Annotated in this window: 22 protein-coding genes; 8 read left to right on the top strand and 14 right to left on the bottom strand. The window is 71.0% G+C overall.

Annotation, left to right across the window (positions count from 1 at the left end):
* From AC2SGK_RS13400 to AC2SGK_RS13385, 4 genes are read right to left on the bottom strand one after another with little or no spacing between them, the layout of a single operon-like run.
* Entirely contained in the window at nucleotides 1–840 is an 840-nt protein-coding gene (locus AC2SGK_RS13400) for an ATP-binding protein (protein ID WP_488324012.1), read from the bottom strand.
* On the bottom strand, nucleotides 837–1694 hold the full coding sequence (gene tatC, locus AC2SGK_RS13395; protein ID WP_488324011.1) for a twin-arginine translocase subunit TatC: 858 nt from the start codon (nucleotides 1692–1694) through the stop codon (nucleotides 837–839). The genes AC2SGK_RS13400 and tatC overlap by 4 nt, the downstream gene beginning before the upstream one ends.
* Nucleotides 1695–2174 (bottom strand): Sec-independent protein translocase protein TatB, encoded by a 480-nt coding sequence (gene tatB, locus AC2SGK_RS13390; protein ID WP_488324010.1) that lies wholly within the window; start codon nucleotides 2172–2174, stop codon nucleotides 1695–1697.
* A gap of 27 nt (nucleotides 2175–2201) precedes the next feature.
* Nucleotides 2202–2486, bottom strand: a complete 285-nt coding sequence (locus tag AC2SGK_RS13385; RefSeq protein WP_488324009.1) for a twin-arginine translocase TatA/TatE family subunit — start codon at nucleotides 2484–2486, stop codon at nucleotides 2202–2204.
* A 234-nt stretch (nucleotides 2487–2720) separates the two neighbouring features.
* Here AC2SGK_RS13385 and AC2SGK_RS13380 point away from each other — a divergent pair, with 234 nt between their 5' ends.
* Both AC2SGK_RS13380 and AC2SGK_RS13375 read left to right on the top strand, forming a co-directional pair.
* Nucleotides 2721–3341 carry a MarC family protein gene (locus AC2SGK_RS13380; protein WP_488324008.1) on the top strand — a complete coding sequence of 207 codons (621 nt, stop codon included), beginning with the start codon at nucleotides 2721–2723 and terminating at the stop codon, nucleotides 3339–3341.
* A complete protein-coding gene (locus tag AC2SGK_RS13375) occupies nucleotides 3338–3922 on the top strand; it encodes a retropepsin-like aspartic protease family protein (RefSeq protein ID WP_488324007.1) in 585 nt (194 codons plus the stop codon). The genes AC2SGK_RS13380 and AC2SGK_RS13375 overlap by 4 nt, the downstream gene beginning before the upstream one ends.
* Here AC2SGK_RS13375 and AC2SGK_RS13370 read toward each other — a convergent pair.
* The 7 genes from AC2SGK_RS13370 to AC2SGK_RS13340 all read right to left on the bottom strand — a co-directional run bounded on the left by AC2SGK_RS13370 (nucleotide 3919) and on the right by AC2SGK_RS13340 (nucleotide 13991).
* Complete coding sequence (locus AC2SGK_RS13370; RefSeq protein ID WP_488324006.1) at nucleotides 3919–5166, bottom strand: allantoate amidohydrolase; 1248 nt, start codon at nucleotides 5164–5166, stop codon at nucleotides 3919–3921. The two genes, AC2SGK_RS13375 and AC2SGK_RS13370, sit on opposite strands and share 4 nt — an antisense overlap.
* Before the next feature lie 114 nt (nucleotides 5167–5280).
* A complete protein-coding gene (locus AC2SGK_RS13365) occupies nucleotides 5281–7566 on the bottom strand; it encodes an FdhF/YdeP family oxidoreductase (RefSeq protein WP_488324005.1) in 2286 nt (761 codons plus the stop codon).
* Between the two features lie 54 nt (nucleotides 7567–7620).
* Nucleotides 7621–9837: a molybdopterin cofactor-binding domain-containing protein gene (locus tag AC2SGK_RS13360; protein WP_488324004.1), complete on the bottom strand. Its 2217-nt coding sequence runs from the start codon at nucleotides 9835–9837 to the stop codon at nucleotides 7621–7623.
* The gene (locus AC2SGK_RS13355) at nucleotides 9834–10808 is read right to left on the bottom strand and encodes an FAD binding domain-containing protein (RefSeq protein ID WP_488324003.1); all 975 of its coding nucleotides are present in this window, start codon (nucleotides 10806–10808) and stop codon (nucleotides 9834–9836) included. Before AC2SGK_RS13355 ends, AC2SGK_RS13360 begins: the two co-directional genes overlap by 4 nt.
* Entirely contained in the window at nucleotides 10805–11344 is a 540-nt protein-coding gene (locus AC2SGK_RS13350; protein ID WP_488324002.1) for a 2Fe-2S iron-sulfur cluster-binding protein, read from the bottom strand. The genes AC2SGK_RS13355 and AC2SGK_RS13350 overlap by 4 nt, the downstream gene beginning before the upstream one ends.
* Before the next feature lie 78 nt (nucleotides 11345–11422).
* Complete coding sequence (locus AC2SGK_RS13345; protein ID WP_488324001.1) at nucleotides 11423–12403, bottom strand: bile acid:sodium symporter family protein; 981 nt, start codon at nucleotides 12401–12403, stop codon at nucleotides 11423–11425.
* Between the two features lie 10 nt (nucleotides 12404–12413).
* Entirely contained in the window at nucleotides 12414–13991 is a 1578-nt protein-coding gene (locus AC2SGK_RS13340; RefSeq protein WP_488324000.1) for a gamma-glutamyltransferase family protein, read from the bottom strand.
* Between the two features lie 92 nt (nucleotides 13992–14083).
* Here AC2SGK_RS13340 and AC2SGK_RS13335 point away from each other — a divergent pair, with 92 nt between their 5' ends.
* Nucleotides 14084–14731, top strand: coding sequence for a GntR family transcriptional regulator (locus tag AC2SGK_RS13335; RefSeq protein WP_488323999.1), 648 nt, complete (start codon nucleotides 14084–14086; stop codon nucleotides 14729–14731).
* Here AC2SGK_RS13335 and AC2SGK_RS13330 read toward each other — a convergent pair.
* Together AC2SGK_RS13330 and AC2SGK_RS13325 are read right to left on the bottom strand one after the other, a co-directional pair.
* The gene (locus AC2SGK_RS13330; protein WP_488323998.1) at nucleotides 14716–17787 is read right to left on the bottom strand and encodes an efflux RND transporter permease subunit; all 3072 of its coding nucleotides are present in this window, start codon (nucleotides 17785–17787) and stop codon (nucleotides 14716–14718) included. The genes AC2SGK_RS13335 and AC2SGK_RS13330 overlap by 16 nt on opposite strands.
* Nucleotides 17784–18902 carry an efflux RND transporter periplasmic adaptor subunit gene (locus tag AC2SGK_RS13325; RefSeq protein ID WP_488323997.1) on the bottom strand — a complete coding sequence of 373 codons (1119 nt, stop codon included), beginning with the start codon at nucleotides 18900–18902 and terminating at the stop codon, nucleotides 17784–17786. The genes AC2SGK_RS13330 and AC2SGK_RS13325 overlap by 4 nt, the downstream gene beginning before the upstream one ends.
* Nucleotides 18903–19068: 166 nt before the next feature.
* Here AC2SGK_RS13325 and AC2SGK_RS13320 point away from each other — a divergent pair, with 166 nt between their 5' ends.
* Nucleotides 19069–19863 carry an inositol monophosphatase family protein gene (locus tag AC2SGK_RS13320; protein ID WP_488323996.1) on the top strand — a complete coding sequence of 265 codons (795 nt, stop codon included), beginning with the start codon at nucleotides 19069–19071 and terminating at the stop codon, nucleotides 19861–19863.
* On the opposite strand, the gene AC2SGK_RS13315 is transcribed toward AC2SGK_RS13320, so the two are convergent.
* A complete protein-coding gene (locus tag AC2SGK_RS13315; RefSeq protein WP_488323995.1) occupies nucleotides 19845–20576 on the bottom strand; it encodes an FkbM family methyltransferase in 732 nt (243 codons plus the stop codon). The genes AC2SGK_RS13320 and AC2SGK_RS13315 overlap by 19 nt on opposite strands.
* Before the next feature lie 300 nt (nucleotides 20577–20876).
* Between AC2SGK_RS13315 and ribA the strand changes: the two genes are divergently transcribed.
* The 4 genes from ribA to AC2SGK_RS13295 are packed head-to-tail and all read left to right on the top strand — an operon-like array spanning nucleotide 20877 to nucleotide 24046.
* Complete coding sequence (ribA, locus tag AC2SGK_RS13310) at nucleotides 20877–21920, top strand: GTP cyclohydrolase II (protein ID WP_488323994.1); 1044 nt, start codon at nucleotides 20877–20879, stop codon at nucleotides 21918–21920.
* A complete protein-coding gene (locus AC2SGK_RS13305) occupies nucleotides 21917–22861 on the top strand; it encodes a zinc-dependent alcohol dehydrogenase (protein WP_488323993.1) in 945 nt (314 codons plus the stop codon). Before ribA ends, AC2SGK_RS13305 begins: the two co-directional genes overlap by 4 nt.
* Before the next feature lie 13 nt (nucleotides 22862–22874).
* Nucleotides 22875–23270 (top strand): 6-pyruvoyl trahydropterin synthase family protein, encoded by a 396-nt coding sequence (locus tag AC2SGK_RS13300; protein WP_488323992.1) that lies wholly within the window; start codon nucleotides 22875–22877, stop codon nucleotides 23268–23270.
* A 2-nt stretch (nucleotides 23271–23272) separates the two neighbouring features.
* Nucleotides 23273–24046: a class I SAM-dependent methyltransferase gene (locus tag AC2SGK_RS13295; protein ID WP_488323991.1), complete on the top strand. Its 774-nt coding sequence runs from the start codon at nucleotides 23273–23275 to the stop codon at nucleotides 24044–24046.
* The last annotated feature ends 8 nt before the right edge of the window (nucleotides 24047–24054 follow it).

The following is a 24054-nucleotide window of genomic DNA, read 5'->3' as shown; positions in this document are numbered from 1 at the left end:
TCAGACCGCCAGGCCGTGCCGGCCGGCCAGGTCGGTGAAGAACTGCCAGGCCACCCGGCCCGACCGCGCGCCGCGCGTGGCCTGCCATTCGATGGCCTGCGCGCGCAGCTCGGCCGGATCGACCGACAGGCCGTGGGCCGCGCAATAGCCCTCGATCATCGCAAGATACTGGTCCTGGTCGCAGGGGTGGAAGCCCAGCCACAGCCCGAAGCGGTCCGACAGCGAGACCTTCTCCTCAACCGCCTCGCCGGGATGGATGGCGCTGGCGCGCTCGTTGTCGATCATGTCGCGCGGCATCAGGTGACGGCGGTTCGATGTCGCATAGAGGATGACGTTCGCGGGCCGCCCGGCGATGCCGCCGTCCAGGACCGCCTTGAGCGACTTGTACTGCGTGTCGTCATGGCTGAAGGACAGGTCGTCCGCGAAGAGCACGAAGCGCCGCTCGGGCGCGGCACCCAGCAGCGCCAGCAGGCGCGCGACCGAAGAGAGGTCGTCGCGCCCGATCTCGACCAGGGTCAGCGGCAGGCCCCGGCCCACCACCTCGGCATGGACGGCCTTGACCAGCGACGACTTGCCCATGCCCCGCGCGCCCCACAGCAGGGCGTTGTTGGCCGCATAGCCGCGCGCGAATTGCAGCGTGTTCGCCAGAAGCGTGCGGCGCGACCGGTCGATACCGACCAGCCGCTCCAGCGCCACGCCCGACACCCGCGCCACCGGCTCCAACCGGTCGGGATCGGGGTGCCAGACGAAGGCGTCGGCCGCATCGAAGCGCGGGGCGGGCGCGGCGGGCGGGGCCAGCCGCTCCAGTGCCTCGGCGATGCGCGTCAGCGCATGGGTCATTCGTCGTCCTCGAACCACAGCCCCTCGGCCCGCAGCCTGGCCTCGCGGCGGCGCTCGATCTGACGGACGATCTGGATCGACAGTTCGTAAAGGCCGTAGATGACCGAGAACAGGACGAGCTGGCTGCCGACATCGGGCGGCGTCAAGCAGGCCGCCAGCGTCAGGATGATCACCACCGCATAGCGCCGCGTCGAGGCCAGCGATTCGGCCGAGACCAGCCCCGCGCGGCCCAGCAGCGCCAGCGCCACCGGCAGCTGGAACGACATCCCGAAGGCCAGGATGAAGCGCGTGGTAAGGTTCAGGTATTCGCTGACCGATCCCTGGAACACGATCCCCGCCAGGGCCGAAGTCCCCTCGGCCCCCGCGCTCTGGTCCGGCAGGGCCAGCGGCCCCTGCTGGAAGCCCAGGAAGAAGGCGAAGACCATCGGCAGGATGATGTAATAGGCGAAGGCCGCGCCCAGCACGAACATCGCGGGCGACGCCACCAGGAAGGGCAGGAAGGCCCGCTTCTCGTTGCGGTAGAGGCCGGGCGCGATGAAGCGCCACAGCTGATAGCCGATGATCGGGAAGGCCATCACGAAGCCGCCGAAGAAGGCGATGCGGATGGCGACCGAGAAGCCCTCCTGCAGCTTCAGCAGGATCAGCCCGCATTCCTGGCCGCGATCCTGCAATGCCGCGCAGATCGGCCGGGTCAGGAAGTTGTAGATCGGGTTCCAGACCGTGTAGGCCAGGATCATCGCCACGACCAGCGCCAGCACGGACCAGATGATCCGGGTGCGCAGCTCCTTGAGATGCTCGATCAGCGGGGCCGAGCTTCCGTCCAGCTCGTCATCCGTCGGCGTTTGCGATGTCACTTACTGGTCCTTCATGTCCGAACGGCGCACGCCGGCAAGGCGCCGCCCGCCCTGGCGACCACCAGGCGTCGCCGCCGCGGGTTCCGTCGCCGGAGCGGTCGGGGCGGCGGCGGTGTTCGACGCAGGCGCGGCGGTCGCCTTGGGCGCCGCGGGATCGGGCTGGATGCCCGCAGGGGCGCCGCCGGTGGCGATCTTGGGGTCCCATTTCTCGAACCGCGTCACGGCGCGGTCCAGCGCCTGCAGGCCGCGGTTGTTCTTCGAGGTCAGCGAGGAGACGTCGCGCAGCCCCTTGGCCGCGTCGTCCAGGCCGCTGCCGCGCGCGGCCTCCTCCATCGCCGAGGTGAACTCGCGCGCCATGCCGCGGGCACGCGCGGTCAGGCGGCCAAGCGTGTGGAACAGCTTGGGCAGATCCTCGGGGCCAATCACGACCAGCGCGACGACGCCGATCAGCAGCAGCTCGCTCCAGCCGATATCAAGCATCGGCGACCTCGACGGCGGCGTGCATGATCAGGCGCGGTTGTCGGTATGCGGCGTGACGTCGCGCGCGTCCGCGCCGGGAACCGGCTGATGGACGGGCTGCACCGGGGCGGCGGTGGGGGCCACGGTCGGGGTGGGCTGCTCCAGCGTGGCGGGCTTGTCCTCGGGGGCGGTGCCGCCGTCGTTCAGGCCCTTCTTGAAGGCGGTGATGCCCTTGCCGAATTCGCCCATCAGCGACGAGACCTTGCCGCGCCCGAACAGCACGAGGACGACGATGGCGATGACCAGAAGGGCCATGGGGGACGGTGCGTGCATTCCAAATCTCCGTTCCGGTGTCTGAGGGGCGGCCCGGGCGGTCCCGGCACGCCCTGCATCAGGGATGACGGGACTATAGGCCCAGTTCGCCGACAGTGAAAGCCCGCCGCCGCCGAATCCCGCCGACCACCCTGCCCGCCGCGTCGCGATGACGCGGAAGTGACGCCGCGCGCGGGCCCGCCGCGGTGCGTCGGACGGGCTTGGCACCCTGCGCGCGGCAGGCCATAAGCGGGTATGGACGCCTCGCTTTACCTCACCGCCTTCGTCACGCTGTTCGTGGTCATCGACCCGATCGGGCTGGCGCCGATCTTCATCGCGCTGACTCCGGGGCAGTCCGGGGCGCAGCGCCGCCGGATCGGCGCGCGGGCGCTGGTCATCGCGGCGATCCTGCTGACGCTGTTCGGGCTGACGGGGGATGCGATCCTGTCGGCCATCGGCATCTCGATCTCGGCCTTCCGGATCGCGGGGGGGCTGCTTCTGTTCCTGACCGCGCTGGACATGCTATTCGAGCGCCGCACCGAACGCCGCGAGGGCCAGGCCGAGGGCGACGATCACGCCCATGACCCGTCGGTCTTTCCGCTGGCCATGCCGCTTCTGGCGGGTCCGGGGGCGCTGGCCACGATGATCCTGCTGGTGGGCGACAACCAGGGCCCGGCCCATGTGCTGATGGTGCATCTGGTGATGCTGGTCGTGCTGGGCATCTGCATGGTGCTGTTCGTGCTGGCGACGCCCCTGGCGCGCGCCTTGGGGCGGACCGGGGTGATGGTCGTCACGCGGCTGCTGGGGATGCTGCTGGCCGCGCTGTCGGTGCAGTTCGTCATAGACGGACTGCAGGGATCGGGCCTCTTTCCGTGACGGGGGCACTGTCCGGCGACGATCTGGCGCGGCTGGCCTTTCTGGTGCTGCTGCTGGTCGTCGTGGGCGGGGCGATGCTGTTCGAGCTGTCGGGCCGCGGCGGGCGGGCGCTGCGCGCGCTGGTCCTCTGGGCGGTGCTGATCGCCGCGCTGGCCATGGGCCACGACTGGTGGCAGACCCGCACCGCGCCGCGCCAGCAGGTGCTGGAGGACGGCGCCCGGATCGAGATCCCCCTGGGCCGCGGCGGCCATTTCCACCTTGAGGCCATGCTGGACGGCACGCCGGTCGATTTCATGGTGGATACCGGCGCGACCAGCGTCGCCCTGTCGCGCGATGATGCGCAGGCGATCGGGCTGGAATTGGACCTGCTGAACTTCTCGGGCGTCGCGGTGACCGCAAACGGGCGGGTGGCGACCGCGCCCGTGACCATCGGCCAATTCGTCATCGGCGACGCGGTGGATCGCGACGTGCGCGCCGTGGTGATCGACAGCGACCTGCCCGACAGCCTGCTGGGCATGTCCTATCTGCGCCGCTTTGCCCGCGTCAGCTTCGAGGGCGACCTGCTGATCCTGGAACGCTAGCCCGGCACCGCCCCGGACATCTGGCGGATCGTGGCGAAGATCAGGTCCGTCCCGCGCGCCAGCTGCGCATAGTCGGTCCATTCCTCGGGCGCGTGCGAGACGCCCCCGCGGCTTGGCACGAAGATCAGCCCGGTGGGCGCCAGCCCCGCCAGGATCATCGCGTCATGGCCTGCGCCGCTGACCATCACCCGATGCGACAGGCCCAGCCCCTCGGCCTGCGCCAGAAGCGCGGTCTGGATCTGGTCGGACAGCGGCGTGGGCGGGGCATAAAGCTGGCGTTCGATGCCGCAGGACAGGCCGTTCCCCTGGGCATGGGCGACGGTGCCCTCGACCATCTCGATCAGGCGCAGCACGTCCGCCTCGGCCGGGGCGCGCAGGTCGATGGTGAAGGTCACCAGATCGGGGATCACGTTCGCGCCGCCCGGCAGGACCTCCATCCGCCCCACGGTCAGCACCGCGCCGCGGCCCACCTGCCGCGCCAGGTCGGGCAGCTGCGCCAGGATGCCCACCGCCCCCACCAGCGCGTCGCGGCGCTGGTCCATGGGCGTGGTGCCGGCATGGGCCGCCTGCCCGCGCACGGTGACGCGCAGCTGCGCCAGTCCCACGATGGTCTGCACGACGGCGATGTCGCGACCCTCGGCCTCCAGGACCGGGCCCTGTTCGATATGCAGTTCCAGAAAGGCGTGGACCGAACCGGGCGCACGCGCCGCCTCCCCGGCGCGCGCGGGGTCCAGGCCATAGGCGCGCATTGCCTCGGCGGCCGAGACCCCCTGCCCGTCGCGCAGATCCTCCAGCGTCTCGGGGGCGATGGCCCCGGTCAGCAGGCGCGAGCCGAACAGGCCGCCGCCAAAGCGCGTCCCCTCCTCCTCGACCATCGCCACGACCTCGACGGGCCGGTCGGGCACCAGGCCCAGATCGCGGAACAGGAAGGCCGTCTCGATGCCCGCGACGACGCCCGCAGGACCGTCGAAACGCCCGCCATTCGGCACCGAATCCAGATGCGAGCCGACCAGGATCGGCGCGAGGTCCGGGTTGCGCCCCTCGATCCGGCCGATGATGGTGCCCACCGCGTCCTGACGCACCGTCAGGCCCGCATCGCGCATCCACCCGGTCACGAAATCCGCCGCCGCGCGATATTCCGCGCTGTAGGTCAGCCGCGTGGTGCCGCGTCCGGGCGTGGCGGTGAACCGGTCCAGCCCCTCGATCATCGCCTCGATCCGGCGCGGGTCAGCATAGCCCGTCATAGCGTTCTCCTCCGCCCTCTGCGCGGCGGAGAATGGCGCAAAACCGCGCCCGGTCAATGGCATGGCGCATTCGGTGCCGGCCTGTGGCCGCCGCGCCACCCCGTCCGGCATCGCTCAGGCCAGCCGCACCGGAATGCCCTTCGACGCGGGCGTCCCCGAGGCCAGATCACCGCGCGACAGCGGCGACAGCGGGTTCAGTTCCGGAAAATAGCCCGCCAGACAGCCGCGCGGCAGGTCATAGGGAAGCACCCGCAGCCCCGCCACACGCCGCGCCACCCCGTCATCGGCCGCCCCCTCCAGCGTGATCCGCTGTTCGGGGGACAGGCCCTCGGCCTCCATGTCGGCGGGCGACATCATCACCAGCATCCGGTCGCCCTCGATCCCGCGCAGCCGGTCGGACATGCCGTAGACGGTCGTGTTGAACTGATCGTTCGACCGCAGCGTCATCAGCCGATAGACGCCTTCCCGGTCGCCCAGACCCGTTGCGTCCAGATCGGCGGGGCGGGTGAACTGCGCGCGGCCCGAATCGGTCTTCCAGACCCGGTTGCGGGCCGGATTCTCGCGATAGAAGCCGCCGGGCTGATCCATGCGCGCCTCGAAATCGTGGAAATCCTCGGGATAGACCGCGGCGATCTGCGCGCGCACCTGGGCATAGTCCGCCGCCCATCGCGACCAGGGCATCTTCGGGTTCGGCGCCAGCGTGGCCCGGGCCATGCGCGCGACGATGGCGGTCTCGGACATCAGATGCGGGCTGGCGGGACGGCGCCTGCCGATCGAGCCGTGGACATGGCTGAAGCTGTCCTCGACCGTGACCTGCTGGTTCACGCCACCTTGCAGGTCCTCCTCGGCCCGGACCAGGCAGGGCAGGATCCAGGACGCGCGGCCCGGCATCAGATGCGTGCGGTTCAGCCGCGTCGCGACATGCACCGTCAGCGGCATGGCGCCCCAGGCCGCGGCCACCCGGTCGATATCGGGCACCGCCCGCGCCAGATTGCCGCCCAGGCCCACGAAACCCTGCGCCCGCCCCTCCAGCAGCGCCTGGACGAAAGCGTTGGTGTTCCACCCCTCCTCCATCGGCGGCTGGATGCCGTAGAGGTCGCGCAGCCGGTCGTTCGGCACCAGGTCGGGCTTTTCGGTGATGCCCACGGTCCGCTGGCCCTGGACGTTGGAATGGCCGCGGACCGGGCTGCACCCGGCGCCCTTGCGGCCGATATTGCCGCGCAGCAGTAGCAGGTTGACCAGCGCCGCCACCGCGCCCGATCCGTGGACATGTTGCGTCAGGCCCATGCCATAGACCCCGATCACCGCCCGCGCGCGCGCATAGATCGCGCCGATCCCCTCCATCGCGGCCTGCGACAGGCCGCTCACGCGTTCCAGTTCGCTCCAATCCGTCGCATCGACCCAGTCCATCCACTCCTGGAGGCCCTGCGTGTGCGCGTTCAGGAAGTCGTGGTCCAGCACGCCGCCCATCGACCGCTCCAGCGCCAGGACATGCTTGGCGATGCCGGTCAGCGCCGCGATGTCGCCGCCCGCGCGGACCTGGAGATAGCGGTCGGCGATCTCGGTCGGCGCGCCGACGGTCATCTGCCACGGGCTCTGCGGATTGGCGAATTCCATCAGGCCCTTCTCGCGCAGCGGGTTGATGGCCACGATGCAGCAGCCGCGCTTGGCGGCCTCCTGCAGCGGGTGCAGCATGCGGGGGCTGTTGGTGCCGGGGTTCTGGCCCACATGCAGGATCATGTCGCAATGGTCGAAATCGTCCAGCGTGCAGGTCCCGACCGGCGATCCGATCACCGATTTCAGCCCGACCGAGGTCGTCTCATGGCACATGTTGGAACTGTCGGGCAGGTTCACATGGCCATAGGCCCGCGCGAAGAGGCCGTAGAGGAACGACGCCTCCAGCCCTGCCTTGCCCGAGGCGTAGAAGGTCACGGCCTTGGGGTCCAGCGCGCGCAGCGCCTCCCCGATCTCGGCGAAGGCTTCGTCCCAGCCCGTCTCCAGATAGCGGTCGCTGGCCGCGTCATAGCGCAGCGGATGGGTCAGCCGCCCGGCCATCTCCAGGTCGTATTCCGACCAGCCGGCCAGATCCGCGACCCGATGCTCCAGGAAGAACTCCGGCCCGCAGCGCAGCGAGGTCAGGTCCCACAGCGTGGCCTTGGCGCCGTTCTCGCAGAACTCGACCACATGGGGGTTGGGCGGCTTGCCCCAGGCACAGGAGGAGCACATGACCCCGCCCGGCTTGTTCAGGCGACGCAGCGTGTCCAGCGCCCCGGCGACGGGATGCGCCGTCCGGGCCACCGCGGCCATGCCGCGCGCCGAGCCCCACCCGCCGACCGGGCCGTCATAGGTCATCGGATCGGCGCGGTCGCCATGCGAAGCGGCGGCGGTGTCATCGGGCATGGCAGGCTCCTGAAATGGTGCGGGGGTCGCGTGAGGCGACCCCCGGTCTGTGCGTCATGCGGCGGGCGCGAAGGGATCGGGCAGATGCGGCAGCAGCAGGTCCGGCGTCATCGGAAAGTCGCGCACCCGCACGCCGCAAGCGTTGTAGATCGCGTTGGCGACCGCGCCGGCCGCCCCGCAGATGCCCAGCTCTCCGACGCCCTTGGCCTGCAGGGGCGAGGCGTGGGGGTCGCGCTCCTCCAGCAGGATGACCTCGAAATCGGGCATGTCGGCATGGACCGGCACATGGTATTCGCCCAGATCGTGGTTCACCAGATGACCGTCCCGCGTGTCGAAGGCCAAGGCCTCGGTCAGCGCGCTGCCGATGCCCCAGACCATGCCGCCCAGGCATTGCGACCGCGCCGTCTTGGCGTTCAGCACCCGGCCGAAGCCGAAGGCCCCGGTCATGCGGCGGATGCGCGTCTCGCCGGTGAAGGCGTTGACCGCGACCTCGGAGAAGAAGGCGCCGTAGGTCGACTGGTTGACCTTCTCCATCAGCGCGCCGGGTTCGATCCGGCCGGTCCGGGTCAGGTCGCCCGACAGCAGTTCCGTCACGGCGCGCGGCTCGGACCCTTCGGTCCAGGCCTGCCCGTCCTTCAGGATCAGCTCATCCGCCGCGCAGCCGAAGGTCTGCGCCAGCGTCGCGCGGATCGCCTCGCAGGCGTAGAAGACCGCCGACCCGGTGGAGGAGGCGCCCCAACTGCCCCCCGACCCCGCCCCGGTCGGCAGCTGGCTGTCGCCCAGCTTGACCGTGGTCCGTTCGATGGGCTGACCCAGCATCTCGGCCGCGATCTGTCCCAGGATGGCATAGCTGCCGGTGCCGATATCGGTGTGGTCGGTCTCGACCACGACCCGGCCGTCGGCGGTCAGGGTCACGCGCGCCTCGGCCTTGGCCAGGATGTTCACCCGGGCGGCCGACGCCACGCCCATGCCGATCCACCACTCGCCCTCGCGCCGGGCGCAGGGCTTCGCGGCACGACTGTCCCAACCGAAGGCCGCGGCGCCCGCGTCCAGCGCCTCGATCAGCCGGCGCGAGGAATAGGGCGTGCCCTCGCCGGGCACCGCCTCGGGCAGGTTGCGCTTGCGCAGCTCGACCGGGTCGATGCCCGCGGCCTCGGCCAGCTCGTCCATGGCGACTTCCAGCGCCTGCATGCCGACCGCCTCGCCCGGCGCGCGGACGGACCCGGCGGTCAGGCGGGTGACGTCGGACTTGCGCACCGCTAGCAGACGGTTCTCTCCAGCATAGAGGAACTCGGAGGCCTGCGTCACCGGCTCGGAAAAGCTCTCTCCGGGCAGGTTCGAGACCAGCGCCTCATGGGCGAAGGCTGTCAGCCGACCCTCGGCATCGCAGCCAAGGCGGATGCGCTGCTCGGTCTCGGACCGGCGCATGATCGACTGGAACACCTGCTGGCGGGTCATCACGACCCGCACCGGGCGGCCCAGCTCCTGCGCGGCCAGCGCGGCGGCGACCGCCTCGTGCGAAATGCCCAGCTTCGATCCGAACCCGCCGCCGACATAGGGCGCGAGGATGCGCACCTTGTCCTCGGCAATGCCCAGGCTGTCGGCCAGTTCGGCGACGTTGTAGCCCAGCATCTGCAGGCTGCCCCATAGGGTCAGCGCGCCCCCCTGCCACTCCGCCACGGCCGCATGCGGCTCCATCGCGGCGCTTGCATGGCCAGCGGTGGTCAGCCGCAGGTCGACCGCATGCGCCGCCTCGCGCAGCGCCCGGTCCAGATCGCCCGCCTCGACCGGGTCGTCGGCGGGCTGGGCGCTGTCCTCGGTCGCGACAAAGCGGGCGTCGCCGGAGGCGTCGTCATAGTCGATGCGCAGGGCCTTGGCGGCGGCGGTCGCCTGCTCGAAGGTCTCTGCCACGACCAGGGCCACCGGCTGCATCGGGAAATCGACCTTAGAGACGTCCTGCTCGGGCGCCTCGCCCGCCGTGCCCTGCGCCGCGCGCCGCAGCATGCGTTCCGAGGAGAAGACCCCCAGCACGCCGGGCATGGCCATGACCGCCTCGCGGTGGATCTTGCGGATGCGGCCCGTGCTGATCGTCGCACCGACCAGCACGCCCTCGGCGCAGCCCTCGCGGGCGTATTCGGCGGCATAGGCGGCGGTGCCCGCGACCTTCAGCGGGCCTTCGGGCCGGTCCAGCGGCTTGCCGATCACGCCCTGACGGGTGCGGTCCAGCATGTCGCGGCTGTCGGGGGTGTCATAGGTGTCGCTCATCGTCATTCCCCCGTCGCGTCTTGCGTGGCCTCGGCCAGCACGGCCGCAAGGGTGCGGCGCGCCAGCAGGATCTTGAAGTCGTTGTGGCCCTGCCCGCGGGCCTCCTCCAGCAGCAGGTCGGCCGCGCGGTCGAACAGGGCGGGCGATGGCGCCTGCCCGATCAGCATCTTCTCGACGCGCTCGTCGGTCCAAGGCTTGTGGGCGATGCTGCCGAAGGCCAGCTGCGCGGCCTCGATGCGCCCGCCGGAGACCCGGATCGCCGCCGCGACGGAGACCAGCGCAAAGGCATAGGATGCCCGGTCGCGGACCTTGCGGTAAAGCTGCCGCCCCGCGACGGGCGCGGGCAGGCGGATGGCGGTGATGACCTCGCCGGGTTTTAGCACGTTGTCGCGGCTCGGGTCGTCGCCCGGGACGCGGTGGAAATCGCGCATCGCGATCTCACGCGCGCCGTCCGGACCCTCGGTCTCGACCGTGGCACGCAGGGCCGCCAGGGCCACGGCCATGTCGCCCGGATAGGTGGCGATACAGGCGTCAGATGCCCCCAGAATGGCGTGGTTGCGGTTGATGCCGCCCTGCGCAGCGCAGCCGCTGCCCGGTTCGCGCTTGTTGCAGGGCGAATGGCCATCCATGAAATAGCCGCAGCGCGTGCGCTGGCACAAATTGCCGCCCATGCTGGCCTTGTTGCGCAGCTGCGGGCTGGCACCCGCCAGAATGGCCCGCGACAGCAGCGGCCAGTCGGCGCGCACCCGGGGATGGGCCGCGCAATCGGCGTTGCTGACCAGCGCGCCGATGCGCAGGCCCGCGCCCTCGGGCGCGATCTCGCGCAGGCCGATGGGGTTGATGTCCAGAAGCGCGTCGGGCGTCGCGACCTCCAGCTTCATCAGGTCCAGAAGGTTGGTGCCGCCCGCGATCAGCATTGCGGGGCTGCCCACCGCATCGGACAGCGCGCCGGCACGGGTATAGTCGAACGCCTTCATCGCGCAGCCTCGCTGGCCATCGCGTCGCGGATGGCGGTCAGGATGTTGTCATAGGCGCCGCAGCGGCACAGGTTGCCGCTCATGCGTTCGCGGATCTCGGCATCGGCGATGTCCAGCCAGTCGGCCTTGCTGCAGTCCGCCGTATCGGCGGTCACGGCACTGGGCCAGCCCTGGCGGATCTCCTCGATCATGGCGGTGGCGGAACAGATCTGGCCGGGCGTGCAATAGCCGCACTGGAACCCGTCATGGGTGACGAAGGCCGCCTGCAGCGCCGACAGGCTGTCGGGCGTGCCCAGGCCTTCAATGGTGGTGATCTCGTCGCCGTCATGCATGACGGCCAGGGTCAGGCAGGAATTGATGCGGCGGCCGTTGACGATGACCGTGCAGGCGCCGCACTGGCCGTGATCGCAACCCTTCTTGGTGCCGGTCAGGCCCAGATCCAGACGCAGGACGTCCAGCAGGCTGCGGCGGGGGTCGCCTTGGTATTCGTGGGATTGGCCGTTGATGGACAACCTGGCGGCGGGGCTTTGTGCCATTCGGGGGCTCCTTGGACCGCGGGCTTGGGTCCAAGGCAACGTGGGCGGCGCAAGGCGGTTCCCTGCGCCGCGGCCCTTTCACGCGACCAGTGCGGTGGCGTTCCGCCGGGCGCGGTTCTGCGCGATCATCGCGCAGATCAAAAGCTGCGCCATGTGATAGACCAGCAGCGGCAGGACCGTGGCGCCGACCGTCTCGGCCGGGAACAGCGCGGTGGCGATGGGCAGGCCGGTCGCCAGGCTTTTCGTCGATCCGCAGAAGAACAGGACGGTGCGGTCCTCGACCGGCATGCCGAAGGCGCGCCCCACCCCCGCCATCATCCCGAAGACGCAGGCCAGCATGACCAGCATCACCGCGATCAGCGCGATCAGCGCCGTCGGCGGGATCGACGCCCAGAGCCCCGAGACCGTGCCCGCGCTGAAGGCCGAATAGACGATCAGCAGGATCGCGCCCCGGTCCACCGCCAGCGTCAGCGTCTTGCGGTTGCGCACGAAGCCGCCGACCCAGGGGCGCAGCAGCTGGCCCAGCACGAAGGGCAGCAGGATCTGCGTGCCGATGCGCAGCACCGCGTCCAGATCGACCCCGCCCTGTCCGGTCTTCAGCAGCACCGCGACCAGCGCGGGCGTCAGTGCCACCCCCACCAGGTTCGACAGCGATGCCGCGCAGATCGCCGCGGGCACGTTGCCGCCCGCCATCGACACGAAGGCGATGGAGCTCTGGATCGTGGAGGGCAGCAGCGCCAGGAACACCAGCCCCAGGGTCACCTGCGGTCCCAGCAGGTCGCCGAAGATCAGCGCGAAGGCCATGCCCAGGACCGGGATCATCAGATAGGTCGCGGCGAAGGTCAGCCCCTGCAGCCGCCAGTTCAGCATCCCCGCCCTGACCGAGGCCGGGTCCAGCTTGGCGCCATAGAGGAAGAACAGCAGCGCGACCGCCCAGTAGGTCACCTGCCCCAGCCCCTCGGCCGCGACGCCGCGCGCGGGCAGCGCCAGCCCCAGCAGCACCGTGCCCAGCAGCATCAGCATGTAGCTGTCGATCCCGATGCGTTTCAGAAAGCCCATGTCGTTCTCCTTACAGGCCGATGGCCATGCCGTCCTTGCGGCTGTCGGACCCGCCCTCCAGCACGCCCTCGCCGATACGGATCGCCTGTGCGCCGCCCATCGGGTCGGTCAGGCGGCGGATGACGTGGCCGCGCGCGGCCAGATCGTCGCAGATCTCCTGCGGCAGGCTGGCCTCCACCTGCAGGACGCCCTCGGTGGCGAAGGTCCGGGGTTCGTCCATGGCCGCCTGCAGCGACAGGCCGCGGTCGATCACCGCCGACAGGAAGGCCGCATGGCCCGCCGCCTGATACTGCCCGCCCATCACGCCAAAGGGCATGTCGGTGCGGCCGCCCTGCGTGACCATGCCGGGGATGATGGTGTGCATCGGTCGCTTGCGCGGACCGATGGCGTTCGGGTGTCCGGGGATCAGCCGGAAAGATGCGCCGCGGCTCTGGAACAGGACGTCCGTCGCGGGGTCCAGGAGCCCCGATCCGAAACCGTGGAAGATGGAGTTGATGAAGGACACCGCATTGCCCTCGGCATCCACCACGCACAGATAGATGGTGTCCTTGTGCCCGGGCTCGTCCCACAGCGCGGGGGGCTGGGCGCGGCCCATGTCGATGCGCGCCCGCAGCGCCGCGATGGCGGCCTCGGACAGCAGCTGCTCGGTCAACCCCGCGCAATGGTCGGGGTCGCCCAGCAGTTCGTCGCGGTGGTGATAGGCCAGCTTCGTCGCCTCGGCCTGCACATGGATGCGGTCGGCCGGGGACAGCGCGGCCATGTCGAAGCCTTCGATGATCTTCAGGATCAGCAGCGCGGCCAGCCCCTGCCCGTTCGGCGGGCATTCGTGGATGTCAAAGCCGCGATAGGCGGCGCTGATCGGCGCGACCCATTCCGCGCCGTCGGTCGCCTCGGCGAAATCCTGTTCGCTGTGCAGGCCGCCCAGGGACCGCAGATGCGCGACCATCCGCGCGGCGGTCGTGCCCTGATAAAAGGCCGCCGGGCCATGGGCCGCGACCTCCTCCAGCCGGTCGGCCAGCAGGGGCTGGGCGAAGCGGCCGCCCGCCGCGGGCACGGGCAGGAAATGCGCGGCGGCATGCGGATGGGCCGCGACGGTCGCCTGCGATTCCGCCCAGTCCTGCGCCACGCGGGGCGTCACGACAAAGCCGTCCCGCGCATGGGCGATCGCGTCGCGGAACAGCCGCGACAGCGGCAGGCGGCCCAGATCGGCATGCAGCCGGCACCAGGCCGAAATGGCGCCGGGCACGGTCACCGCATGGGGGCTGCCCTGCACGATGGCGTCGGTCAGACCCGCCTCGCGCAGCGCCTGGACCGATGCGGCGGCGGGCGCGCGCCCCGACCCGTTCAGCGCCCGGACCGGCCCGGCGGCGGGCGCGTAAAGCGCAAAGCAGTCGCCCCCGATGCCGGTCATCAGCGGATCGACCACCGCCTGCACCGCGCTGGCCGCGATGGCCGCGTCGACCGCATTGCCGCCCTCGGCCAAGATTTGCAGGCCCGCGGCGCTGGCCAGCGGATGCGAGGTCGCCACCATCGCCCGGCCCGCATAGCTGGGCGGGCGCCTGCCGGACAGAAAGTCGAATGTCGTCATCTGGAGGTCCTCCGGTCGGGAATCAGGTGGCCATGTCGTCAGCACATGTATACATATTCATGGCACAGGAATACAATCACGGGACGACCCGCATGACCGCCACCCGTTCGGCCGATCAGGTCCACGCCGCCCTGTCCCAGCAGATCGTGTCGGGCGGCCTGCGTCCGGGCGATCCGCTGGCGGAAACGGCGCTGGCCGCGCGGTTCGGCCTGTCGCGCACGCCCGTGCGCGAGGCGTTGCAGCGGCTGGCGGCCGAGGGGCTGGTCGAACGCGGACCGCGCCGCGCCTTCGTGGTGCGCCGGATGAGCGATGACGCCCTGCGCCACCTGTTCGAGGCCCTGGCCGAGCTGGAGGCGCTCTGCGCCAGCCTGGCCGCGCTGCGCATGACGCCCACCGATCACGCGCTGCTGGCGGGCATCCTGGACCGCGACGACCTGCCCGGATCGGATTATGCCGAAGCCAACATCCGCTTTCACGCGCGGCTGCGGCAGGGGGCGGGCAACGCGGTGCTGGCCGATCTGCTGGCGGATCTGGACCGCCGCAGCCTGCCCTGGCGCAACGCGCAGTTCAGCGCGCGCCAAGCGCGCATCGCGACCTCGCGCGCCGAGCATCGGGCGATCCTGGCCGCGATCACCGCGCGCGACGCCGATCTGGCGGCAGAACGGATGCGCGCGCATATGGGCGCATCCCTGGGCGTCATCCTGGAGATGCTGGCCGCGCGGTCCTATTCCGCGGGCTGAGGCGCGGGTTCCGGGCCGGTGTCGCGCCGGCCGATCCGTTCGATCAGAACGTAGATGACCGGCGTCAGAAGCAGCGTCAGCACGAAGGCCAGCGACAGCCCGCCCACGATGACCGCGCCGATGGCCCGGCGGCTCTCGGCCCCCGCGCCCGTGGCGGTGGCCAGCGGCACCGCGCCCAGGATGGTGGCGATGGTGGTCATCATCACCGGGCGCAGGCGCGTCACGGCGCCCTCGCGCGCGGCGGTCAGCAGGTCGCGCCCCTCCTCGCGCAGCTGGTTGGCGAATTCCACGATCAGGATGCCGTTCTTGGCCATGATCCCGATCAGCAGGATCATCCCCACCTGCGAGAAGATGTTGACCGACGCCCCCGTCAGCAGCAGCGTGACGACCGCCCCCGCCAGCCCCAGGGGCACGGTCAGCATGATCGTCAGCGGCGTGCGGAAGCTCTCGAACTGCGCGGCCAGCACCAGGAACACGATCAGCAGCGCCATGGCGAAGACGGTGGCGACGCCCCCCTGGTTCTCCTGGTAATCCGCCGCCTGTCCGCGCCAGACCAGCAGCGCGCCGGCGGGCAGGTCGGCCGCCGCGGCCTCGACCGTGGCGATGGCGCGGGCCAGATCGGTGCCCTCGACCAGGTCGGCCTGCGTCTCGACCGAGATCAGCCGGTCATAGCGGTCGATGGAGGGGACGGTGGCACCCGTGGTGATCTCGGCAAAGGCCGACAGCGGGATCAGGTCGCCCCGCGTGTTGCGGATCAGCACCGACAGCATGTCCTGCACACTGTCGCGGTCCTCGGGGGCGGCCTGCAGGATCACCGGATACTGCCGCCCGTCGCTGCTGTATTCGCCCACGGTGCGGGACGCGAACAGCACCTGGAGGGTCTGGGCCACGGTCTGGCTGTCCAGGCCCAGGTCCTGCGCGCGGGTGCGGTCGATCTCCAGCGAGGCGCCGGGCTGGTTGGCGGCGTAATCGACCTCGATCGCGGCCAGGCCCGGCGCGTCGGCCAGACGGGCCGCGACCTCGTCGGACCATTGCGCGGCGCGCGCCAGGTCCGGCCCGCCGATCGACCAGCTGATCGAGCCGCTGCCGCCGCCCAGACCCAGCCCGCCCGAGGGCCGGATCGAGGTCGAGACCTCGGTCATCGCGCTCAGCTGCGGGCGCAGTTCGGCCATGACATCGTCCACGGACACGTCGCGCGCATCCCAGGGCGAGAGGTTGATCAGCATCAGCGCGCGGCGCGGGTCGCTGCCCATCCCGACGATGGTCGTGACGTTCTCGACGACGCCCTGGTCGCGCAGCGGCTGGATCATCGCCTCGACCCGGCGGGCGGCCGCGTCGGTATAGTCCAGGTTCGACCCCTGCGGCGCGTTCAGCATGATGCGCAGGCTGCCGCGATCCTCGTCCGGGGTCAGCTGGCGGGGCAGCGCCTGATAGACCGAGACCGACCCCGCCACGATGAAGGCGGTGCCCGCCAGGATGGCCACCGGCCGCGCGATCATCCGCGCCAGGATGCGGTCATAGCCCCGCTCCAGCCAGCCGATGACGCGGTTCACGCCGCGCGTCAGCAGGTTCGGCCGCTCCTCGCGCGGCATGACGCGCGCGGCCAGCACCGGGCTGAGCGTCAGCGCGACCAGCCCCGACACCGCCACCGCGATGGCCAGCACGATGCCGAATTCGGCGAACAGCTGGCCCAGCTCGCCCTCCATGAAGCTGACCGGCACGAAGACCGCGATCAGCACGGCGGTGGTCGCGATGACCGCGAAGCTGACCTGGCCCGCACCGTCGCGGGCGGCCTCGACGCGCGACTTGCCCATGGCGCGGTGGCGCTGGATGTTCTCCAGCACGACGATGGCGTCGTCCACCACCAGGCCGATCGCCAGGATCAGCGCGAAGAGCGTCAGGATGTTGATGGTGAAGCCCATCAGCAGCATCCCCAGCGCCGCCCCGAGCGCCGAGACCGGGATCGTCACGATCGGCACCAGCGACAGCCGCGCCGAGCCGAGGAACAGAAAGATCACCGCCATGACCAGGACGACCGCCTCGAGGAAGACCTTGACCACCTGCTCGATCGAGCTCTCGATGAAGACCGCTTCGTCGGTGGTCACGCGCAGTTCCATCCCGTCGGGCAGGGTCGGCGCGATGCGCTCCAGCTCCTCCTTGACCGCGTTGGAGATGGCGACGGTGTTCGACTGCGCCTGCGGCAGCACGCCAGGCCCCAGGGCGATCACCCCGTTCGAGCGATAGATGGTGGTGGTGGTCTCGGCCCCCTCCTCGATGCGCGCGACATCGCCGAGGCGCAGGGGCCGGCCGCCATCGTCGCGCAGCACGACCTGCGCGAACACGTCGGCGGTGGTGAAGCGCGTCTGCGCCAAGACCTGCAGCTGGCGGGACGCGGTCTCGATCTGGCCCGCGGGCAGTTCCACGTTGTTGGCCTGCAGCGCGGCGATGATGTCGCCCGAGGTGATGCCATAGGCGGCCATGCGGGTCTGGTCCAGCCAGATGCGCATGGAGGGCGCGCGCTCTCCGAAGATCTGCGCGCTGGCGACGCCGGGCAGGCGCGCCAGGCGGTCGGTGACGAAGCGGTCGGCATAGTCGGACAGTTCCAGCGGCGTCAGCGACGGGCTGGACAGCGCCAGGCGGATCACCGGGTCGCCCTCGTCGTCGTTCTTCTCGACGCTCGGGGTGTCGGCGCCGTCGGGCAGGTCGTTCAGCACCCGCTCGACCGCGGCGCGCACGTCGTTGGCGGCGCTGTCGATGTCGCGGCCCGGATCGAAGGTCAGCACCGTGCGCATCCGCCCCCGATCGGAACTGGTGCGCATCGCGGTGACGCCGCTGACCCCGGCCAGCGCACCCTCGATCACGGTGGCCAGCTGGTTGTCCACCACGTCGGGCGCGGCGCCGGTATAGTTCACGCGCACGCTGACCTCGGCCGCCTCGACCGAGGGCAGCTCGCGCACCGGCAGGCGCGTCAGCGCGACCGCGCCGATCAGCACGATCAGCAGGTTGATGACGATGGCGAAGACCGGGCGGCGCAGCGAGAAATGCGGGACGCTCATCCGTCCGCTCCGGTCACGGGGGCGGCCTTGGCGGTGCGTTCGGCGCGCAGCGTCGCGGCGACGGGGGTGCCGGGCTGCACGCGGTGCAGGTTCGACACGATGATCTGGGTGCCGGGGTCGATGCCCTCCAGCACCTCGACCAGACCGCCCTCCTCCTGCCCGGTGCGGATCTCGGCCCAGGCCGCGGCGCCGTCGCGCACGACAAGGACGCGGCTGGTGTCGCCCTCGACGCTGAGGGCGGATTCTGGCACGGCGGGACGCTCGCGTTCCGCCAGGACCAGCTCGACCTGGAGGAACATGCCTCCGGTCAGGGCGCGGTCGGGGTTGGGCATCTCGGCGCGCAGCGCGATGGAGCGCGTCGCCGCGTCAACGCGCGTGTCGATGCGGGTGATGCGCGCCTGAAACACCCGGTCGGGCCAGGCCGAGGAGCGCAGCTGCACCGCCTGCCCCGTGGCCAGCCGCGGCAGCAGCGTCTCGGGGACGGCGAAATCGACCTCGATCACCGACGGGTCGTCCAGCGTGGCGACCAGGGTGCCGCTGTCCAGCATCTGCCCCTCGACCAGGTCGGTCAGGCCGATCACACCCGAGAAGGGCGCCCGCATCTGCCGATCCTCCAGCGCCACGCGGGCGCGGTCGCGTTCGGCCTGGGCGCGCAGCTGCGCGGCCCGCGCCGTCTGGAAGGCCGCGTCCGAGGACGATCCGCTGGCGTTCAGCTGCTCCTGCCGGGCGAAGGCCGCATCGGCCTCGGCCAGGGTCGCCTCGGCGGCGGCCAGGTCGGCCTCCTCGGCGCGCGCGTCCAGCTCCAGCAGGACATCGCCCTGCCGCACCTCGGCGCCCGATTCAAAGGCGATCCGCGCGATGCGGCCGCTGGCCTCGGGCATCAGGTCGACCGCGCTGCGCGCACGGGCGGTGCCGACGGCCCGCACCGTGTCCACGAAACGCTCGATCCCCACGGCGACGGTCTCGACCGCCACGGCATCGCCGCCGCGCCCCGGCCCGCCGCCGCCACCGGCCTGCGGTTCGGGCGCGGACAGGAAACGGTCGGCCATGGTCATGCCCAGCACCCCCGCACCCACGATCACGATGGCCCCCAGGGTCGCCTTGACGATGCGCATGCGGTTCGGTTCCTTGTTCTCCCGGACGGGGCCGGGTGCAGTCGGCCGGAAATGCCGCCGGGCGGTCTGGCCCCGCGACGCTGAGGGCAGATTGCCGCTTGGCAGCGTCGGTGCAACTGATAATCCCGTGTTCGGCCGCCCCGCCCGCGAACAAAGGACGCTTCCCATGACCCTCGCCGACGACCTGATCCTAGCCGAACGGGCCGCCCACGAGGCCGGAGACCTTCTGCGGGCCCATTGGGACGACCGCGGCACGCTGGTCATCGACGCGAAACGGCAGGGCGACTTCGTGTCGCAGGCCGACCACCGGTCCGAGGCGCTGCTGCGCGGCCGCCTGCTGGACGCGCGGCCCGGAGACGGCTGGCTGGGCGAGGAGAGCGCCCCCAGCCCCGGCACGCGGCGCTGGATCGTCGATCCGCTGGACGGCACGACGAACTTCCTGCGCGGCATCGCGCATTGGGCGGTGTCGATCGCGCTGGAGGTGGACGGTCTGCTGGTCCTGGGCGTGGTCCACGACCCGCTGAAGCACGAGACCTTCAGCGCCGTCACCGGCAGCGGGCTGCGGCTGAACGGCGCGTCCGTCGTGCCGGCGGCGCCCGTGGGCTTCGATGCGGCGCTGTTCGGGACCGGGCTGCCCTTCGGCACCATGCCCCATATCGACGATCACGCCGACGACCTGGCGCGGGTGCTGCCCGGCACAGCGGGAATCCGGCGCATGGGGGCGGCGGCGCTGGACCTGGCCTATGTCGCGGCCGGGCGGCTGGACGGGTTCTGGGAACGGCGGCTGCGGCCGTGGGACATCTCGGCCGGGCTGGTCCTGGTCCGCGAAGCCGGGATGCGCGTCGAGGGCTGGACCCCCGACGAACGCCCCGAGACCCATGGCACCGTCATCACCGCCCCACCCGCGCTGTTCGACGACCTGGCCGCCCGGCTGCGCGCGCCTCAGGCCAGCCGCGCGTAAAGGTCGCCCGACCCGGCATCGGCGGGCAGCCCCGCCAGCCAGTCCCGCGCCCCCGCGGCGTCACGCCATTCGGGCCACAGGAACCCGCCCGCCTCTCCGGCGACCGGGTTGAAGCGATAGGTCCCCAGGCCCTCCAGCCGGTCGATCACCGCCAGGGTGCGGTCGCGGAAGGCGGGCAGGTATTCCACCGACAGCATCGGCACCGGCCGCGACAGCCCGGCCAGCACGTCCAGCTCGAACCCCTCGACGTCGATCTTGACGAAATCGGGCAGGCCGTGGGCCGCGATCAGCGCGTCCATCGTGGTCACGCGGACCTCCTGGCTGCGGTCCCACCGGACATGCTCGAAGCCGGGCGCCTCGGCCGCCTCAGCTGCAAAGCTGGTGCTGAGCGAGGAGACCGTCGGGTGCAGCGACGACACCACCATGCGCGCCACGGCCTCGGCCGGGCCGACGGCCTGGCGGATCAGCACGATGTCGCGCGGCAGGCTGCGGCGCAGAAAGCCCGCGAAGGGCTCCTGCGGCTCGCAGGCGACAACCCGCGCGCCCGCCGCCCGCATTGCCCGGGCACGGCTGCCGACATGGGCGCCGATGTCGAAGGCCAGCTGACCGGGGCGCAGCAGGTCGGCATAGAAGCCCCGCAACTGACGCCGCCGCATCGGGTTGTAGTAGATGGCAAGCGACCGGATCAGCCCCAGATAGGCGCGAAACTGCATTTGGGTTCCTTTTGGATCAGGGGGCCAGACTAGGGCAGGTCCCCGCCCCGCGTCTAGAAAGCCCGCGCCGGACGGCGGGGTTCCGCGGCCTTCGCGACATTCTGCCACAGCGCCGCACCGGGATCGGAACTGGCCCGTGTTTCAATGCGTTGTCCGCAATGTGACACTATCCCGAATTGGGCCGAAGGATCGAATATGCGTGTATTTCCTCCGATAACTCCCGTGTCGCTTTCGGTTTCCGCACCGACTGATCAAAATTCCAACCCCTTTGCCCTGCACAGCGCCGAGCGTGTTGCGCGCATGGTTTCGGACCTCAGGCTGGGCCTGCCGGTCGTTCTTCTGGGCGGTGCCGCCGCGACGCTGGTCCTGCCCGTCGAGACCCTGTCCGCAGACCGCTTTGCCGCGCTGTGCCATGGCGGCGAACTGGTCCTGACGGCGCGCCGCGCGGAATCGCTGCGCCTGCGCGCGCCCGAGGGTGAAGTTGCCCGCATCCCCGTTCCCGCCGGCGCGCGCCTTGACTGGGTCCAGGCGCTGGCCGATCCGTCGCGGCAGATGCCGGCCTCCGGCGCCGTGCCGCAGGCTCCGCAGCAGGTCCCAACCCTGCTGCATCGCGCGGCGATCCGGCTGGTCAAGGCGGCCGAACTGCTGCCCGCCGCGCTGGTCGTGACCGGACCCGAGGTCGTGCAGATGGCCCTGCAGAGCGGCCTCGGCGTGATGGACGCGCATGAGGTGATGGACCAGATCCTGCTGGCCCGCGATCCGCGTCCTGTTTCGGACGCGCGCGTGCCGATGCTGGCGGCCCGGAACGGGCGTCTGCACGTCTTCCGCGCCCCCGATGGCGGCCCCGAGCATTACGCGGTCGAGGTCGGCAGCCCCGACCGCAGCCAGCCCGTGCTGGTCCGCCTGCATTCGGCCTGCTTCACCGGCGACGTCTTGGGCAGCCTGAAATGCGACTGCGGCCCGCAGCTGAACGCGGCGCTGCGCGCGATGGAGGCGCATGGATCGGGGATCCTTCTGTATCTGAACCAGGAGGGTCGCGGCATCGGGCTGGCCAACAAGATGCGCGCCTACAGCCTTCAGGATCAGGGCTTCGACACGGTCGAGGCGAACCACCGCCTCGGCTTCGAGGATGACGAGCGTGATTTCCGCACCGGCGCGGCCCTGCTGCGCCAGATGGGCATCGCCCAAGTGCGCCTGATGACCAACAACCCCGCCAAGATCGCCCGTCTGGACAGCGAAGGCATCACCGTGACCGAGCGGGTGGAGCTTCAGGTCGGCCGCGGGCCGGACAACACCCGCTATCTGGACACCAAGGCCCGCAAGTCCGGACATCTGCTGGGATGACCGCGCAGGCCCTGTGGTGCGTGGATGCGGGCCGCGCCCGGATGCGCCCCGCGACGGAAGGAGAGGGAACGCCCGTCCGCGCGTTGTTCTCCGGCATCAGCCGGGGGACGGAACGGCTGGTCCTGTCGGGCAAGGTTCCCGCGGCCGAGCATGACCGCATGCGTGCCCCCTTTCAGGAGGGCGATTTCCCGTTTCCGGTGAAATACGGCTATGCCTCCGTCGGCGCCGTCCAGGACGGGCCGCTGGCGGGCCGGAGGGTCTTTGCGCTGTTTCCCCATCAGGACGCCTATCGCCTGCCCGACGACGCGCTGATCCCGCTGCCGGACGGTCTGCCCCCCGAGCGCGCGGTTCTGGCCGCGAACATGGAGACCGCGCTGAACATCCTGTGGGACAGCGGCGCAGGCGCGGGCGACCGCATCGCCGTCGTGGGCGGTGGTCTGGTGGGGCTGCTGGTCGGCTATCTGGCCGCACGCCTGCCGGGGGCGGAGGTGACGGTCGTCGACCCCCTGCCCGACCGCCGCCCCGTCGCCGAAGGTCTGGGCTGCGCCTTCGCGGCCCCGGAGGACGCGCCGGGCGACCGGGACGTGGTGATCCACACCAGCGCCACGCAGGCCGGGCTGGTCCTGGCCCTGTCGCTGGCCAGCGCGCAGGCCACCATCGCCGAGGCCAGCTGGCATGGCAGCGCCGATGTGGCCCTGCCCTTGGGTGCCGCGTTCCACAGCCGCCGCCTGCGCATCGTCAGCACGCAGGTGGGCAGCATCCCGCCCGACCGTGCGCCGCGCTGGACCTATCGCCGCCGCCTGACCAAGGCGCTGGACCTGCTCTGCGACGCGCGCTTGGACGCGCTGATCTCTGGGCAGACGGCCTTCGCCGATCTGCCCGACGCCTATCCCGGCATACTGGCCGACCCCGCCACGCTGTGCCACCGCATCATCTATTGACCCTGGAGAGACCATGTTCGCCGTCGAAGTCCGAGACCATATCATGATCGCGCATTCCTTCCCCTCGCCGACCTTTGGTCCGGCCCAGGGGGTGCATGGCGCGACCTTCACCGTCGATTGCGCCTTCTTCGCCGCGGAAATGGATGACGAGAGCCTGGTCGTCGATATCGGCCTGGCGACCGAGGCCCTGGCCGACACGCTGGCCCCGCTGCGCTACAAGAACCTTGACGACATCCCCGAGTTCAAGGGGAAGATGACCACCACCGAATTCCTGTGCAAGCATATCTTCGACCGGATGGCCGACACCGTGCGCGCCGGCCGGCTGAAGGACGGCGGCCGCGTGAAGAAGCTGCGCGTCCTGCTGCACGAGAGCCACATGGCCCGCGCCTGGTTCGAAGGGGATATCTGAGCATGGGGTTCTCGGCGGAATGGCTGAGCCTGCGCGAACCCGCCGACCGCGCGGCCCGCGACGCGACGCTGCTGGCGCGGGCCGCGCAGGTGGCCGGGCCCGAGCCTGTGGTCCTGGACCTGGGCTGCGGCACCGGCTCGACGCTGCGCACGCTTGGGGGCCACCTACCCGACACCGCCCGCTGGCATCTGGTCGACAACGACCCTGCGCTGCTGGAGCGGGCCGCGACCGAGGCCCCGGGCCGCGCCACCGTCCATACGCTGGACCTGCGCGATCTGGACGCGCTGCCGCTGGAGGGGGTGACGCTGGTCACGGCCTCGGCGCTGCTGGACCTGATGCCCGCCGACTGGATTGCCGCGCTGGCGGACCGGCTGGCCGCGTCGGGCCTGCCCTTCTATGCGGCGCTCTCCTATGACGGGATCATGCGGTGGGAGCCCGAGTTGCCCCGCGACGTGGACATCGCGGCCGCCTTCAACGACCACCAGCGCGGCGACAAGGGCCTCGGCCCCGCGCTTGGGCCGGATGCGGCCACCATGGCCGCGGGCATCTTCCGCAACGCGGGCTTTGCCGTCCACACCGGCCAGAGCCCGTGGCGCATCGGCCCCGATCAGGCCCCGCTCCACCGCGCCTTGGTCGAGGGCATCGCCCAGGCCGCGTCTGAGAAGGGCGTGGCCGTCGCCGCCGATTGGGGGCGCAGCCGCGCCGCCATGGCCGCCGACAGCCGCGTCCTGATCGGACATCACGACATGCTGGCCCTGCCCCCCGGCACGGCCTGACACCCAGA

The organism is Paracoccus sp. NIOT.M2S5SZ12, assembly GCF_057748165.1.
The sequence above is the reverse complement of the archived record's forward strand: the minus strand, read 5'-3'. Positions and strand labels throughout refer to the sequence as shown.

What these genes read in the sequence shown, in the direction of transcription:
- AC2SGK_RS13295 (WP_488323991.1), top strand. Translation starts at nt 23,273, where the DNA reads ATGGGGTTCTCGGCGGAATGGCTGAGCCTGCGCGAACCCGCCGACCGC.
- AC2SGK_RS13320 (WP_488323996.1), top strand. Translation starts at nt 19,069, where the DNA reads ATGACCCTCGCCGACGACCTGATCCTAGCCGAACGGGCCGCCCACGAG.
- AC2SGK_RS13305 (WP_488323993.1), top strand. Translation starts at nt 21,917, where the DNA reads ATGACCGCGCAGGCCCTGTGGTGCGTGGATGCGGGCCGCGCCCGGATG.
- AC2SGK_RS13360 (WP_488324004.1), bottom strand. Translation starts at nt 9,837, where the DNA reads ATGACGATGAGCGACACCTATGACACCCCCGACAGCCGCGACATGCTG.
- AC2SGK_RS13380 (WP_488324008.1), top strand. Translation starts at nt 2,721, where the DNA reads ATGGACGCCTCGCTTTACCTCACCGCCTTCGTCACGCTGTTCGTGGTC.
- AC2SGK_RS13385 (WP_488324009.1), bottom strand. Translation starts at nt 2,486, where the DNA reads ATGCACGCACCGTCCCCCATGGCCCTTCTGGTCATCGCCATCGTCGTC.
- AC2SGK_RS13355 (WP_488324003.1), bottom strand. Translation starts at nt 10,808, where the DNA reads ATGAAGGCGTTCGACTATACCCGTGCCGGCGCGCTGTCCGATGCGGTG.
- AC2SGK_RS13335 (WP_488323999.1), top strand. Translation starts at nt 14,084, where the DNA reads ATGACCGCCACCCGTTCGGCCGATCAGGTCCACGCCGCCCTGTCCCAG.
- AC2SGK_RS13365 (WP_488324005.1), bottom strand. Translation starts at nt 7,566, where the DNA reads ATGCCCGATGACACCGCCGCCGCTTCGCATGGCGACCGCGCCGATCCG.
- tatB (WP_488324010.1), bottom strand. Translation starts at nt 2,174, where the DNA reads ATGCTTGATATCGGCTGGAGCGAGCTGCTGCTGATCGGCGTCGTCGCG.
- AC2SGK_RS13330 (WP_488323998.1), bottom strand. Translation starts at nt 17,787, where the DNA reads ATGAGCGTCCCGCATTTCTCGCTGCGCCGCCCGGTCTTCGCCATCGTC.
- AC2SGK_RS13325 (WP_488323997.1), bottom strand. Translation starts at nt 18,902, where the DNA reads ATGCGCATCGTCAAGGCGACCCTGGGGGCCATCGTGATCGTGGGTGCG.
- AC2SGK_RS13300 (WP_488323992.1), top strand. Translation starts at nt 22,875, where the DNA reads ATGTTCGCCGTCGAAGTCCGAGACCATATCATGATCGCGCATTCCTTC.
- AC2SGK_RS13340 (WP_488324000.1), bottom strand. Translation starts at nt 13,991, where the DNA reads ATGACGACATTCGACTTTCTGTCCGGCAGGCGCCCGCCCAGCTATGCG.
- AC2SGK_RS13400 (WP_488324012.1), bottom strand. Translation starts at nt 840, where the DNA reads ATGACCCATGCGCTGACGCGCATCGCCGAGGCACTGGAGCGGCTGGCC.
- AC2SGK_RS13350 (WP_488324002.1), bottom strand. Translation starts at nt 11,344, where the DNA reads ATGGCACAAAGCCCCGCCGCCAGGTTGTCCATCAACGGCCAATCCCAC.
- AC2SGK_RS13370 (WP_488324006.1), bottom strand. Translation starts at nt 5,166, where the DNA reads ATGACGGGCTATGCTGACCCGCGCCGGATCGAGGCGATGATCGAGGGG.
- AC2SGK_RS13345 (WP_488324001.1), bottom strand. Translation starts at nt 12,403, where the DNA reads ATGGGCTTTCTGAAACGCATCGGGATCGACAGCTACATGCTGATGCTG.
- AC2SGK_RS13315 (WP_488323995.1), bottom strand. Translation starts at nt 20,576, where the DNA reads ATGCAGTTTCGCGCCTATCTGGGGCTGATCCGGTCGCTTGCCATCTAC.
- ribA (WP_488323994.1), top strand. Translation starts at nt 20,877, where the DNA reads ATGGTTTCGGACCTCAGGCTGGGCCTGCCGGTCGTTCTTCTGGGCGGT.